This window comes from Roseovarius sp. MMSF_3298 (assembly GCF_030733705.1).
Lineage (GTDB): Bacteria > Pseudomonadota > Alphaproteobacteria > Rhodobacterales > Rhodobacteraceae > Roseovarius > Roseovarius confluentis.
Map to the genome: position 1 here is coordinate 79,961 of NZ_JASHIN010000001.1, position 13,721 is coordinate 93,681.

A 13,721-nucleotide genomic window follows, 5' to 3' on the forward strand; every position below is an offset into this window, starting at 1 on the left:
CGGGGACCCATGCGCGCCGATGGAAACGCCCGGCTTCTGTGGACAGTCAAATGGCTTGGCGTTACACGGGTTCGACGCAACTTTTGCCTTCGGACCAGACGCCTATGCCCACGCTTAACGAGATCCGCTCGACCTTCCTCAGTTTCTTTGAACGCAACGGCCACGAGGTGGTGCCGAGCAGCCCGCTTGTGCCGCGCAACGACCCGACATTGATGTTCACCAATTCGGGCATGGTGCAGTTCAAAAACCTTTTCACCGGGGTCGAGAAACGCGATTATTCCCGCGCCACCACCAGCCAGAAATGCGTGCGGGCGGGGGGCAAGCACAATGACCTCGACAATGTCGGTTACACCGCCCGGCACCATACGTTTTTCGAGATGCTGGGGAATTTCAGTTTCGGCGATTACTTCAAGCGCGAGGCGATCCCTTATGCCTGGGACCTGCTGACCAAGGATTTCGGGATCGACAAGTCCAAGCTCCTGGTCACGGTCTATCATACCGATGACGAGGCGGCGGAGATCTGGAAGAAACATGCCGGCCTGAGCGATGACCGGATCATCCGCATCGCGACGGATGACAATTTCTGGTCGATGGGCGCGACGGGTCCTTGCGGGCCGTGCACCGAGATCTTCTATGACCACGGCCCCGAGATCTGGGGTGGCCCTCCGGGTAGCCCGGAGGAGGATGGCGACCGGTTCATCGAGATCTGGAACCTCGTTTTCATGCAGAACGAGCGGTTCGAGGATGGCAGCCAGGTGGATCTGGACATGCAGTCGATCGACACCGGCATGGGGCTGGAACGGATCGGCGCGCTGTTGCAGGGCAAGCACGACAATTACGACACCGACCTGATGCGCAGCCTGATCGAGGCGAGCGCGCATGTGACGGATGGTGCGCCGGACGGGCCGGGCAACGTGCATCACCGGGTGATCGCGGACCATTTGCGCTCGACCTCCTTCCTGATTGCCGACGGGGTGATGCCGTCGAACGAAGGGCGCGGCTATGTGCTGCGCCGGATCATGCGGCGGGCGATGCGGCATGCGCACCTGCTGGGTGCGCAGGACCCGGTGATGTACCGGCTGGTGCCGAACCTCGTGGGGCTGATGGGGCAGGCCTTCCCCGAGCTGGGCCGGGCGCAGTCGCTGATCGAGGAAACGCTGGAACTGGAGGAAAAGCGGTTCAAGCAGACGCTGGACCGGGGTCTGCGCCTGCTGGACGACGAGTTGGGCAAGCTGGGAGACGGCGCGGCGCTGCCGGGCGAGGCGGCGTTCAAGCTCTATGACACCTACGGTTTCCCGCTGGACCTGACGCAGGACGCGTTGCGCGAGAAGGGCCGTGAGGTCGACGTCGCGGGGTTCGATTCCGCGATGGAGGAGCAAAAGGCCAAGGCGCGCGCGGCATGGTCGGGCAGCGGCGAGGCGGCGGACGCCACCGTATGGTTTGACCTGGCGGAAAAGCACAGCGCCACGGATTTCCTCGGGTATGACACGGAGACCACCGAGGGCGTGGTGCAGGCGATCGTATCGGAAGGCAAGGAGATTCAGTCGCTCCACACTGAAGGCGGTGCGGCGTGGGTGGTCTTCAACCAAACGCCGTTCTATGCAGAAGCGGGCGGACAAGTCGCCGACCACGGTTACGTTCGCAGCCTTGAAGGCGGGCGCGAAGAAGGCGAGGCACGTTTTTCTGGGCACGTAAGCGATGTGCAGAAGCGCGCCGGCGGACTTTCCGCACACTACTTAACGGTTGATTCCGGCAAACTGGAAGTGGGCGACCCGGTGAAGCTTGAGGTGGATCATGGGCGCCGCACGGCGATCCGGTCCAACCACTCGGCCACGCACCTGCTGCACGAGGCGCTGCGCAAGGCGCTTGGCGATCACGTGGCGCAGCGCGGGAGCCTGAACGCGCCCGATCGGCTGCGCTTTGACTTCAGCCATGCCAAGGGCATGACGCTGGAGGAGATCAAGCAGGTGGAGGAAGAGGTCAACGCCTATATCCGCCAGAACGGCAAGGTCGAGACGCGGATCATGACGCCGGACGATGCGCGCGCCATCGGGGCGCAGGCGCTTTTCGGCGAAAAATACGGCGACGAGGTGCGCGTGGTCTCGATGGGGTCCGAGGATGGCTCGGGCAAGGGGCTGGATGGCCAGACCTATTCGATCGAGCTGTGCGGCGGCACCCATGTGCGCCAGACCGGCGATATCGGCCTTTTCGTGATGGTGGGTGAGGGGGCGTCGAGTTCCGGCGTGCGCCGGATCGAGGCGCTGACCGGGCCGGAGGCGTTCAAGTACCTGAGTGAACAGGATCACCGCATGGCGGCGCTGGCCTCGGAACTGAAGGCGCAGCCGGGCGACGTGCTGGACCGCGTGCGTGCGTTGATGGACGAGCGCAAGGCGCTGGCCAACGAGGTGACACAGCTGAAACGGGAACTGGCAATGGGTGGCGGTGGTGCTGCCGGGCCGGAGGCCAAGGACGTGAACGGTGTGAAGTTCCTTGCCCAAGTGCTGTCGGGCGTGTCGGGGCGCGACCTGCCGCCGCTGATGGACGAGATGAAGACACGGATCGGATCGGGCGCGGTGCTGCTGATCGCCGATGCCGATGGCAAGGCCGCCGTGGCCGCAGGCGTGACGAAGGACTTGACCGACACGCTGTCGGCGGTCGATCTTGTCCGGGCCGCCGTGGCGGAGCTGGGCGGCAAGGGCGGCGGGGGCCGTCCCGACATGGCGCAGGGTGGCGCGGCGAGCACCGACAATGCCGAGGCCGCAATCGCGGCGGCGGAACAGGTGTTGCAGGGCTGACGCCCGCTTGAGAGGGGGAACGACATGGCGGCCTACCTGATTGCGCGGATCAACGTGACCGATCCCGAGGATTACAAGGCCTATGCCAGCCAGACCGTGGCGCTGGCCGAGGAATTCGGTGGGCGGTTCCTGGCGAAGGGCGGCACGCAGACGCAGGTCGAGGGGATCGGCCCGGACCGGCATGTGATCATCGAGTTCCCGGACCACCAGGCGGCGCTGGACTGGTACAATTCGGATGCGTATCAGCGCATCCTGCCGATCGCGACCTCGTCGAGCGAGCGCGACATCGTCATCGTGGACGGAGTTTGAGGAGACAAGACATGCCCGCATTGTGGATTGCCCATGTGACCGTGACCGACGAGGAGGCCTATGGCCGCTATGCCAAGCTGGCCGGTCCGGCGATCGAGGCGCATGGCGGGCATTTCATCGCCCGTGGCGCGCGGTACGTGCAGCTTGAGGGCAATGACCGGGCGCGCAACGTGGTGGCGAAATTCCCGACGCTGGAGGCGGCGGAGGAGTGCTATTGCTCGGACGCCTACCAAGAGGCGCTGGACCATGCGCGGAACGCGTCCGAACGTGATCTGGTGATCGTGGAAACCTCGGAATAGTGCAGGGCCAACTGGCCGAGATCATGGCGCGGCACGCGGGGGCGGGCCGCGTGGCGTGGATCGGGCTGCGCCCGGAAAGGCTGGCCGACTTGGTTGCGGTCGAGGCGGCGGAACTGGGCGAGGCCGGGCTGGAAGGCGATCATGCGCGCAAAGGCAAGCGGGCGCTGACGCTGATCCAGGCCGAGCATCTGCCCGTGATCGCGGTGCTGGCCGGGATCGGGGAGGTGACGCCTGAGGTTCTGCGGCGCAACGTCGTGGTGAGTGGCATCAACCTGACGGCGCTGCGCAACCATCCGGTTCGGATCGGTCAGGCCCTGATCGAGATCACCGCGCCTTGCGCGCCGTGCTCCCGGATGGAGGCCGCTCTTGGCGCTGGCGGCTACAACGCCATGCGTGGGCATGGCGGCTGGTGCGCGCGGGTGTTGGAACCGGGACGGATTGGCGTGGGCGATAGCGTCGCACGGGCTGGACCCCGGGACGGGCCGACCTAGGCTTTCCTTCGTTCCAAGCGGAGGTGCCGATGCGACTGATTTTCCTGATCCTGATGCTGATCCTGCCCGGAGCCGCGGCGGCGCAGGACTGGAGCCTGCTGAAAGAGCCGGGGACGGTGGCGTTGATGCGCCATGCGCTGGCGCCCGGCGTGGGCGATCCGGCAAATTTCGATCTGGAGGATTGCAGCACGCAGCGCACCCTGGACGACCGGGGCCGGGCGCAGGCCCGGCAGATCGGCGCGGCGATGCGTGACGCCGGCGTTCGGTTCGATGCCGTATGGACCAGCCAGTGGTGCCGCTGCACCGCGACGGCGGAACTTCTCGACATGGGAACGCCCGAGGAGTTCCCCGCGCTCAACTCGCATTTCGCGGGGCAGGGCGACCCGGACGGTCAGGCGGCAGAGGTGATGACACGGATCGCGGACATGCCCGCCGAGGCGCGGCTGCTCCTGGTGACGCACCAGGTGAACGTGTCGGAACTGACCGGCACCGGCACGACCTCGGGCGAGATCGTCGTCGCGAGGCGTACCGGCGCCGGGCTTGAGGTTGTCGGGCGGATCGCGGTCGCACCCTGAGGGATGTCTTACACGCCGCAGCGCAGGAACACCGCGCCGTCGTCGCCGGAAATGTCGACTCCGCCCAAGGTTACATCCCGGTCGCCCGAGATGATGGCCAACCTGCCTTCGCCCCGGTTTTCCATCGGAAAGGCTCGATAGGGCTGGTCGAACACCGCCGCCGCCCCGTTGTCATTGAGCTTTACGCGCCCGGTACGCGGCGCGCCGTCGAGGCTGGTTTCGATGGTCAGACGGCCCTGCTGGCCGGTGATGTCAAAGTCGGGCCGGGCGCAATTGCCGGCCATGCGCACCCACGGGCCCTGCACGCCCTCGGCGTCCAGATTGGCGGTATCATCGGGCAGGATGCCCGGCGCGCGGACCTCTTCGTAGCTTTCGACCGCGACGGTGCCGACGCCCTGTTGGCAGAACGACATCTCGGCGCGGGTGCCACGGACCTCGGCATATTCACCGGGGGTGAATTCCATTTCGCCGGTCAGGGACCATACGTCGCCGTCGGGCGTGGTCAGCGTGGCGCATTCGACGCCCTGCCGGACGCGGCCTTCGAGCGAGACCTGGTCGCCACCGCCGTCGCTGGTGTCTTTAGACACCACGTCGAAGGCGCGGGATTTGAGCGTCACGCCGCGGTCGGTATCCACGACGAAGATCAGGTTGTCGCCGGGCGAGGCCCAGTCGGGAAGTTCGACAGACGCGGAAACCTCGCCGTCCGCGGCGACCTGGGCCTGGTCCACGGCGCGCCATTCCGAGGCCATGCGACCGACGCCGATGGTCACGTAATCCGCGGGACGCAGGTTGCTTGCGGTCACGCGGACATCACTTCCGGGCGGGCCGGCCAAGGGCTGCACACGCACCGAGGCCGAAGGCTCGGACGCGTCGGGAAGGTCGAGCGCGTCCCCCACCGCCATGGTCAGCGGGTCGAGGTCGGGGTTCTCGTTCAGCAATTCCACGACGGAAATACCCAAAGTCTGCGCAATGGAGAAGGCGGTGTCGCCTTCGCGTATCTCGTAAGTCTCCCGGGCGGGCGCGGGCATGTTGCTTCCGCCGGTATTCGTATCTGACGCGGCAAGCGTGATTGATTCGCCCACCGGCAGGTCGCGCGGATCGAGGCCGGGGTTAATATCCATGATCAGGCTCAACGGCACACGGCAGCTTTGCGAGACACGGTAGAGCGTGTCACCGGGTTGCAGGCGGTAGGCATCGCCGCAACGGCTTTGGGCGTCGGCGCTTGCGGTCAGGGCGAGACCGGCGGTCGCGGCGGCACTGGTGAGGGTCAGGGAACGGCGGAGCATCGGGCCTCCTTTCGGGGTTCGCGTTGATCCTTAGAGGAAAAACACGACGCCCAAGGACGATGTTCCATGCGTTTTGGGCGCCGGTGTCACTCGAAGCGTTCGCGGTCCAGCACGACCCGGCCTGACATGATCTCGCCGATATAGCCGCAGGGATCGGGGCGCTGTCGAAAATGCGCCCAGGCGCGGCCCAGGAAGGCGTCCGGCGCCATGAGGTAGATGAACGGGTTGATCGTGTCGCGGCCCAGCGGCGTGTCCATGTCGATCGCGGCCTCGAACCGGGCGATATCGGCCGCGGGCAGGGAGCGGACCTGCATCACGTGCGCCACGTATTCATGGGTCGCAAGGCAGCTGTCGAAGGGGCAGGGCACCGTGTCGAAGGCAGCATGAGCAAGCTCGTGAGCCAGAATGCTGTTGAAATACGCCTGCGTATCGACGAAGGCGAGGCTGTTGTCGGGGTCGCGGGCGGTTTCCATCGCGGCATGGGTCAGCAACTCGATTTCCTCTTCACCGCAATGATAAACGCCCATGCAGCCGGGTTGCAGCGCGTCGCGCTGGATGACCGTGACGCCATGGGTGAGCGGCACGTTGCAGGTGCGCAATGTCTGCAGGGCATCGGTGATGGCGGTGCATATTGGGGTCGCGTCCTCAGACGACTCCGCCTCGACGGTCACGGGGGTGCCGGGGCAGTCGAAGCTGTCGGCAAGACTGCCCGGTGCGCCGGTGAGAAAGATCAGCGCAGATAGCAGGGCGGATCTCGGGTTCGACAGTACCATGTAGGGAGCTTAGCACAAACGGCCCGACTGGTCTTGATGCAGATCAGGGACCGCGGGCCGCGGCGCGCGCGGCGCTATTCGAGGTCGGTCTGGATCCATTCGGGGCTGAGATGAATGTCCGTCGACACCAGCCGCCCGGGGCCGAGATTGACGAATTTGTGCGGCACCTCTGCCGGGGCCAGAAGGACATCGCCCGCCTCGGCCTCGATCTTTTGATCGCCGATGGTATAGCGGGCGCGGCCTTCGCGGACGATAAAGACTTCGTCATACGGGTGCGTATGCAGGCGGGCGCCTTTGCCGGCTTCCTCGATCTCGACAAAGAGCACTGTGACGTCCGTACCGAGGCTCTTGCCCTCGAAATGACCCGCCCAAGCATCGGGGCTCTTGGCCCAGTCGGCGCGGGTCAGTTTGCGAGGGGTATCGGCCATACGTTACGCGGTTTTGGCGGCGCGCTTGCGCTCGTGCGGGTCAAGGTGGCGCTTGCGCAGGCGCAGGGCGTTGGGCGTGACCTCGACCAGTTCGTCGTCGTCGATATAGGCGATGGCCTCTTCCAGCGACATCTGGACATGCGGCGTCAGGCGCACGGCCTCGTCGGTGCCTGACGCGCGGACGTTGGTCAGTTTCTTGCCCTTGAGCGGGTTCACTTCCAGGTCGTTTTCGCGGCTGTGCTCGCCGATGATCATGCCCTGGTAGATCTTTTCCTGCGGACCGATGAACATGCGGCCGCGCTCTTCGAGATTCCACAGCGCATAGGCCACGGCCTCGCCCGATTCCATCGAAATGAGTACACCGGCGCGACGGCCCGGGATCGGGCCCTTGTGCGGCGCCCAGCCGTGGAAGACGCGGTTCAGCACGCCGGTGCCGCGCGTGTCGGTCAGGAACTCGCCGTGATAGCCGATGAGGCCGCGCGACGGGACCAGCGCGATGATGCGGGTCTTGCCGGCGCCGGCGGGTTTCATCTCGGTCATCTCGCCCTTGCGGGGGCCGGTCAGTTTCTCGATCACGGCACCGGAATGGTCGTCGTCGACGTCGATGGTGACTTCCTCGATCGGTTCCAGCTGTTCGCCGTTCTCGCCTTCGCGCATCAGGACGCGGGGGCGGGAAATGCTGAGCTCGAAGCCTTCGCGGCGCATGTTCTCGATCAGGACGCCCATCTGCAATTCGCCCCGGCCCGCGACGTCGAACGCCTCGCCGCCCGGCGTGTCGGTAACCTTGATGGCGACGTTGGTTTCGGCCTCTTTCATCAGGCGTTCGCGGATGACGCGGGATTGCACCTTCTTGCCGTCGCGGCCCGCCAGCGGGCTGTCGTTGATGCCGAAGGTGACAGAGATTGTGGGCGGATCGATGGGTTGTGCCGACAGCGGCTCGTCCACCGCCAGCGCGCAGATCGTGTCGGCCACGGTGGCCTTGGACATGCCCGCAAGGCTGACGATATCGCCCGCCGTCGCCTCGTCGATGTCCTGAAGTGTCAGGCCGCGGAAGGCCTGGATCTTGGCGACGCGGAACTGTTCGATCTTCTGGCCCACGCGGCTGAGCGCCTGAACGGTCGCGCCGACCTTGAGACGCCCCGATTCGACGCGCCCCGTCAGCAGGCGGCCCAGGAAGGGATCGGCGCCCAGGGTGACGGCCAGCATGCGGAAATCATCATCGGCGCGCTTGACCTGCTTGGGCGCCGGCACGTGATTGACGATCAGGTCGAATAGCGCGGTCAGGTCCTTGCGCGGGCCGTCCAGCTCGTGATCCGCCCAGCCGGAGCGGCCGGAGGCGTACATGTGCGGGAAATCCAGTTGATCCTCGTCTGCATCCAGCGCCGCGAAGAGGTCGAAGCATTCGTCCAGTGCGCGATCGGGCTCGGCATCGGGCTTGTCGACCTTGTTGAGCACCACGATGGGGCGCAGGCCAAGGGCAAGCGCCTTGGACGTGACGAACTTGGTTTGCGGCATCGGGCCTTCGGCGGCGTCGACCAGCAGGACCACGCCGTCGACCATGCTGAGGATGCGCTCGACCTCGCCGCCGAAATCGGCGTGGCCGGGAGTGTCGACGATGTTGATGCGGGTCTGCTTCCACTCCACGCTGGTGGCCTTGGCCAGGATGGTGATGCCGCGCTCGCGCTCCAGGTCGTTGCTGTCCATCGCGCGTTCGGCCACGGCCTGGTTCTCGCGGAAGGCGCCCGACTGCTTCAGAAGCTCGTCCACGAGGGTGGTCTTGCCGTGGTCGACGTGGGCGATGATGGCGATGTTACGCAGGTCCATTGGGGTATCCTTGGTGATTTGAGGCAGGCCCTAAGGGCTTTGCGCGCCGATTGCCAGAGGGAAAAAGGTGTTACGCGGCGATGCCCGCGCCGCGATGCGGCAAAAGCTGCAGTAGTGTCGCGCCGAGGGGGCGGGCGGTGGCCCCCGTGCCCAGCTTGAAGCGGGCGAGGCCGGGGGCGGCCTCGGTATCGACAGTACCGAGGTCGAGCCGGGTGATGCCACGCTGGTGCAGGTCGGTGATGGCCTGCCACATCAGCAGGGTATGGGCGTGGGTTCGGCGGGCGGCGGGAGCGGCCCAGCCGATGTGATAGGTGGCGGTGGCGCCGTGCAGAAGGAACAGCAGGTAGGCCAGCATCCCGGCGCGGTCATGGGCGGTGAAAAGCCGCGTGGCTTGGCGATGGGTGCCGGCATAAGCGCAGGTGAAGCCCGGAGGCAAGGCGCGGTAGCCGCGGGCGCGTTGCTGGCGCTGGTCGAGGATCAGCAGGTCGGCGTCGCGGTCTGGATCGAACGGGCGGTGATGCGTGCGCAGTTGTCCGGCCTTTGCCGCGCGCAGGCGGTTGCGCCATTTGCCGTGCAGGCCTGCGAAAAGAGCTTTCGGGCCGGGCGTGAGGTCCAGTTCGGCCACGTTGGCCGGCGTGAGCAGGGCGCGGTAGCCGTTGGACCGAAAGAGGCAGTCCATGGCGGGCGTGTCCGGCTGAACGATCGAAGGGCCGGGCAGGGGCATCAGGGCGCTCCCCGGATCGGTGCGGGGCGCAAGCACCGGGCCGCGCGGCAGCCATGTCACGCGCAAGGGGCCAAGGCGGCGGCGCAGCAGTTGCGCGGTGCCCGGCGTGTCAGCGCCGTCTTTCAGAGCCAACCACCCGACCTCGGCCCCGATGGCTTGCATCGCGGCGCCGTAGCGCGGGTGCTGGTGTAGCGCACAGGGAGCAGGCGGATCGGGGGCGGTGTCGCAAGGACTCCAGACATGGGACATGGCCCCATTAAGGCGATGATAACCTAAATCATGGTTAATGGCGCCTATGGCGAAGGCAAGGAAACCCGTCCGCGGTGTCACCGCGCCCAGCGTGCGCCCCACATTCTATGCCGCGTGGCTGGTGGCGGTGGCCCTGTCGGTGCCGGTCTTCGTGGTGCTGAGCGTGATCGACTTGATCTGGTAGCGCGTCAATCCCAGCGCACGTTGTTGCGGCGCATGTACCAAAGCGACAGCGGCGTTTCGATCAGCAGCGCGATGACGATGGTGAAGACCGCCCAGTTGGTCTCGAACAACCAGAGCGAAAAGCGGGTTCCGCTGCCCCAGAAGAGCCAACCGTTGACCAAGAACATCACGCCGGTGACGCCAAGATCATACAGACCCATGCGCGACACGTGGCGCGGACGCAGGGCCGGGTAGAGCATGAAATAGGCCACCGCCAGGCAGGTGACGACGGTGACCAAAGCCTGTCCCTCGGGTGACAGGGAAGACAGCACCGATCAGGCCCTGATCAGAACGGGATCTCGTCGTCGTAATCGCGCGAAGGCGAGGGTTGCGAGCGGCCCTGGTCGGACGGGCCTGATGATCCGCCGACGTAGTCCTGATCATAGCCACCGCCGCTGCCGCCGCCATAGCCGCCGCCGCCACCGCCGCCGCCGTCGCGGCCGTCAAGCATGGTAAGCGTGCCGTTGAACCCTTGCAGCACCACTTCGGTCGAATAGCGGTCCTGGCCGGACTGGTCCTGCCATTTGCGGGTTTGCAATTGGCCCTCGATATAGACCTTGGAGCCCTTGCGCAGGTATTGCTCGGCAATGCGCACCAGACCTTCCTGAAAGATCGCGACGGAGTGCCACTCGGTCTTTTCGCGGCGTTCGCCGGTGTTGCGGTCCTTCCAGTTCTCGGAGGTGGCGATGCGCAGGTTGCACACCTTGCCGCCGTTCTGGAACGTGCGCACCTCGGGGTCGCGTCCCAGGTTGCCGATGAGAATGACTTTGTTGACGGAACCGGCCATGGCGCCCTCCTGCTGCTGTCTCTTGGTTAACGTTCACCTTACATCACCCCGGGGGGATGAAGAAAAGGCTAAAATCCGGGAAAATTCGCAGCACGGCGCGGCATGGCTGAATGTAGCCTCCAACTATGGCAATTTGAGTTGAGTTCGGTATAGTGTGGCACGAGACGGTCAGGCCATTGCCCGGGGACGCGGGACACGGACCAGACCGGCAAGGGACAGTAAGGGGACGGTGTTCAGTATGCGTAAGCTGGCAATCGCGGTGACCTGCGTGTCACTGGCCTGGCCGATGGCGGCCACGGCGGATATTCTCTCGACCAAGGGCAAGAAACGGATCTTCAGTTCGCAGACGCGGGTGCTCGATACCCGCGCCAAGCAGCAATACAACGCCTCCGTAAAACTGCAGCCTCAGAAGGTGCACACGCCCAGCAAATGGGACGAGGCCGCGCCGGCGCTTGGGTACAATGGCAAGTACAAGGGCCAATACCTGAATGTCGCCAAGGATTCGGCGCGGCGGCATGGCATTCCGGAAAACCTGTTCCTGCGACTGGTGCAGCAGGAATCGGGCTGGAACCCGCGGGCCGTTTCGCACAAGGGCGCGATCGGGCTGGCGCAGCTGATGCCTGGCACGGCGAACTATCTGGGGGTCGATCCCAACGACCCGCGCCAGAACCTGGACGGCGGGGCGCGGTACCTGGCGGAACAGTACCGCACTTTCAAATCCTGGCGGCTGGCGCTGGCGGCGTACAATGCGGGGCCGAAGGCGGTGCAGAAATACAATGGCATTCCGCCTTACAAGGAAACCCGCAACTACGTGAAGATCATTTACGGGCAGTAGGCCGCGGCGCGCGTCTCAGCCGTCGTAATCTTCGTCCGAGACCTTTTCCATCCAGCGGACGGCGCTTCCGTCGATGCTTTCCTGAATGGCGATATGGCTCATGGCCGTGTCCGGCGATGCGCCGTGCCAGTGCTTTTCGTCCGCCGGAAACCACACCACGTCGCCTTGCCGGATCTCCTCGACCGGGCCGCCCTCGCGCCGAACGCGGCCCTTTCCGAAGGTGACGATCAATGTCTGGCCGGCGGGATGGGTATGCCACGCGGTGCGCGCGCCCGGCTCGAAGGTGACATGAAGGCCAACGGCGCGGCCCGGGGCCTCGGCTGTGAAAAGCGGGTCGAGCCGCACGGTGCCGGTGAAATACCCGGCGGGGCCGGGAGATGATGGATTGGTGCCGGGGCGGGTGATTTTCATGCTGTGGCCTTTCGGTATGTCACGGCTGTCAGTCCGCGCCGCATTCAGCCGGTAAAGCCGATCTTGTGCAGATGGATCTCGTTCGAGGGGTGCTTTTCCGCCCCCACGACCCGTCCGTTGTGGTGGTTGTAGAGCGTGCGCCAGTAGGGCTGGATGATCACGCCTTCCTCGCGCAGGATGGATTGCAGCCTTTCCATCGTCTGTCGCCGCGTGTCGGTGTCGGTGATCGACAAGGCCCGGTCCAGGAGGCGGTCGAATTCTTCGTTGGCAAAGCCGGTCTCGTTCCACACGGCATTCGAGCGGTAGGCGAGGTCGAGCACTTGTACGCCCAAGGGGCGGTGATTCCACTGGGTGAGAGAGAACGGATAATCGCGCCAGTTCTGCCAGAAGGAGGCGCCGGGCTGGACCGTCCGGCGCACGGTCAGACCGGCGTCGCGCAGCTGAGCCGTGACCGCGTCGGCGGTGTTGCGCTGCCATTCGTCGTCGACGGTGATCAACTCGTGCTCAAAGCCCAACATGCCGATTTCCTCGAGGTCGGCGCGGGCCTGCGCGGCGTCGAAAGGCGCCGGGCCAAGATCGGCATGGGCGGGGTGGATCGGGCTGACATGGTCGTTGGCCGCGACCGTGCCATACCCGGAATAGCCCAGTTCGAGACAGGTCTCGTTGCGCACGGCCAGCGCCAGCGCCCGGCGCAGGGTGGCGTCGGCATAGGGGTAATCGCCGTCGAGCTCTGCCTTGGCATTGCCGCGGATGACGATGGTGGCGGTGCTTTCGGTCTCGGTCCGGGTCCAGCCGCTGGCGTCCAGCACCTCGATGAAATCGCCGACGGATTCGTAGAGCAGGTCGATCTCGTCGGCCTCGACCGCGTCGATCCAGTCGGACGGGTTGGTGCCGAGATCGATGAATTCCACACGGTCCAGGTAAGGCCCGCCCAGAACGTCGGTGCCCCACCAGTCGTGATCGGTGTCGCGCTCCAAAACGCAGCGCCGGCCGACGGACAATTCGACGGGCCGGAAGGGGCCGGTGCCGATGCCATGCTCGAACGGATCGCCGCCGTCGTAGCTGGCATGCATCACCGCCGCCGGATAGTCGGACAGGTTGGCCATCAGCGCGATGTCCGGGGTGGCGAGCGTGAGGACAAGGGCGGTGTCATCAATGACGCGCACCGCATCCTCGCGAATCTGGCCCGAGGCGGGATCGCAGAGGCTCTTGAGCCTTGAGGCCATGGAGTTGCCCTTGACCGAGGCGTCGCACCAGCGTTCGAGGTTGCGGGCCACGTCGCGGGCGGTGAAGGGATCGCCGTTGTTCCACGTCACGCCGCCGCGCACGTTCAGGCGATACTCGGTCGCGTCGGAATTCACGTCCCAGTTTTCCAGAAGCATCCCGCGCACGGTGCCGTCGCGGCCGTATTCCACGAGGTATTCCAGGAAACCGCGGGTCTGGTTGGCCATCTCGCTCCAGTCATAGGTGCGGGGGTCGCGGAGCGCCTTCACGTTCTGCTGGATGCGCAGCGTGCCGCCGGGAACGATTTGGGCCGGGTCCTGGGCGCGTGTCGGGGCCGGCAGGCCGGCCATCGACAGGGCCAGCGGGGCCGAGAGGCCCAGACCGCAGGCGCGGGTCAGAAACTCGCGCCGGTTCATCGTGCCACGCCTCAACGCGCGGTTCAGAGCGGGCAGGGCGGGATGCGGCGGGACGTCGGAGCGAGAGGACATG

The 13,721-nt window shown here is 65.7% G+C and carries 16 protein-coding genes; 7 read left to right on the plus strand and 9 right to left on the minus strand.

Annotated features, from left to right (window positions below):
- Positions 1 to 104 precede the first annotated feature (104 nt).
- From alaS to RBB18_RS00415, 5 genes are read left to right on the plus strand one after another with little or no spacing between them, the layout of a single operon-like run.
- Positions 105 to 2,795, plus strand: coding sequence for an alanine--tRNA ligase (gene alaS / locus RBB18_RS00395; RefSeq protein WP_306110449.1), 2,691 nt, complete (start codon positions 105 to 107; stop codon positions 2,793 to 2,795).
- A 24-nt stretch (positions 2,796 to 2,819) separates the two neighbouring features.
- The gene (locus RBB18_RS00400) at positions 2,820 to 3,104 is read left to right on the plus strand and encodes a DUF1330 domain-containing protein (protein ID WP_103761302.1); all 285 of its coding nucleotides are present in this window, start codon (positions 2,820 to 2,822) and stop codon (positions 3,102 to 3,104) included.
- 11 nt (positions 3,105 to 3,115) lie between these two features.
- Positions 3,116 to 3,403: a DUF1330 domain-containing protein gene (locus tag RBB18_RS00405; RefSeq protein ID WP_103761301.1), complete on the plus strand. Its 288-nt coding sequence runs from the start codon at positions 3,116 to 3,118 to the stop codon at positions 3,401 to 3,403.
- A 23-nt stretch (positions 3,404 to 3,426) separates the two neighbouring features.
- The gene (locus RBB18_RS00410; RefSeq protein WP_103761855.1) at positions 3,427 to 3,894 is read left to right on the plus strand and encodes an MOSC domain-containing protein; all 468 of its coding nucleotides are present in this window, start codon (positions 3,427 to 3,429) and stop codon (positions 3,892 to 3,894) included.
- Between the two features lie 29 nt (positions 3,895 to 3,923).
- On the plus strand, positions 3,924 to 4,469 hold the full coding sequence (locus tag RBB18_RS00415) for a histidine phosphatase family protein (protein WP_306110450.1): 546 nt from the start codon (positions 3,924 to 3,926) through the stop codon (positions 4,467 to 4,469).
- Positions 4,470 to 4,477: 8 nt separating this feature from the next.
- Here the strand turns inward: RBB18_RS00415 and RBB18_RS00420 are convergent, their stop codons facing one another.
- From RBB18_RS00420 to RBB18_RS00440, 5 genes are all read right to left on the minus strand, one after another.
- A complete protein-coding gene (locus tag RBB18_RS00420; protein ID WP_306110451.1) occupies positions 4,478 to 5,755 on the minus strand; it encodes a LysM peptidoglycan-binding domain-containing protein in 1,278 nt (425 codons plus the stop codon).
- Positions 5,756 to 5,841: 86 nt separating this feature from the next.
- A complete protein-coding gene (locus RBB18_RS00425; RefSeq protein ID WP_306110452.1) occupies positions 5,842 to 6,528 on the minus strand; it encodes a DUF6639 family protein in 687 nt (228 codons plus the stop codon).
- A 74-nt stretch (positions 6,529 to 6,602) separates the two neighbouring features.
- Positions 6,603 to 6,956: a cupin domain-containing protein gene (locus RBB18_RS00430; protein WP_306110453.1), complete on the minus strand. Its 354-nt coding sequence runs from the start codon at positions 6,954 to 6,956 to the stop codon at positions 6,603 to 6,605.
- A gap of 3 nt (positions 6,957 to 6,959) precedes the next feature.
- The gene (typA, locus tag RBB18_RS00435) at positions 6,960 to 8,780 is read right to left on the minus strand and encodes a translational GTPase TypA (protein WP_103761296.1); all 1,821 of its coding nucleotides are present in this window, start codon (positions 8,778 to 8,780) and stop codon (positions 6,960 to 6,962) included.
- 70 nt (positions 8,781 to 8,850) lie between these two features.
- Entirely contained in the window at positions 8,851 to 9,753 is a 903-nt protein-coding gene (locus RBB18_RS00440; protein ID WP_306110454.1) for a GNAT family N-acetyltransferase, read from the minus strand.
- Positions 9,754 to 9,799: 46 nt separating this feature from the next.
- On the opposite strand from RBB18_RS00440, the gene RBB18_RS00445 reads away from it, so the two are divergent.
- Positions 9,800 to 9,937, plus strand: a complete 138-nt coding sequence (locus RBB18_RS00445) for a hypothetical protein (RefSeq protein WP_170067091.1) — start codon at positions 9,800 to 9,802, stop codon at positions 9,935 to 9,937.
- 4 nt (positions 9,938 to 9,941) lie between these two features.
- On the opposite strand, the gene RBB18_RS00450 is transcribed toward RBB18_RS00445, so the two are convergent.
- Positions 9,942 to 10,247 carry a hypothetical protein gene (locus tag RBB18_RS00450; protein ID WP_306110455.1) on the minus strand — a complete coding sequence of 102 codons (306 nt, stop codon included), beginning with the start codon at positions 10,245 to 10,247 and terminating at the stop codon, positions 9,942 to 9,944.
- 14 nt (positions 10,248 to 10,261) lie between these two features.
- A complete protein-coding gene (locus tag RBB18_RS00455; RefSeq protein WP_306110456.1) occupies positions 10,262 to 10,762 on the minus strand; it encodes a single-stranded DNA-binding protein in 501 nt (166 codons plus the stop codon).
- A 238-nt stretch (positions 10,763 to 11,000) separates the two neighbouring features.
- Here RBB18_RS00455 and RBB18_RS00460 point away from each other — a divergent pair, with 238 nt between their 5' ends.
- On the plus strand, positions 11,001 to 11,597 hold the full coding sequence (locus tag RBB18_RS00460; RefSeq protein ID WP_103761292.1) for a lytic transglycosylase domain-containing protein: 597 nt from the start codon (positions 11,001 to 11,003) through the stop codon (positions 11,595 to 11,597).
- 15 nt (positions 11,598 to 11,612) lie between these two features.
- Here the strand turns inward: RBB18_RS00460 and RBB18_RS00465 are convergent, their stop codons facing one another.
- Both RBB18_RS00465 and RBB18_RS00470 read right to left on the minus strand, forming a co-directional pair.
- Positions 11,613 to 12,008, minus strand: coding sequence for a cupin domain-containing protein (locus RBB18_RS00465; RefSeq protein ID WP_103761291.1), 396 nt, complete (start codon positions 12,006 to 12,008; stop codon positions 11,613 to 11,615).
- 44 nt (positions 12,009 to 12,052) lie between these two features.
- Complete coding sequence (locus RBB18_RS00470; RefSeq protein ID WP_306110457.1) at positions 12,053 to 13,720, minus strand: ABC transporter substrate-binding protein; 1,668 nt, start codon at positions 13,718 to 13,720, stop codon at positions 12,053 to 12,055.
- Position 13,721: the final 1 nt, after the last annotated feature.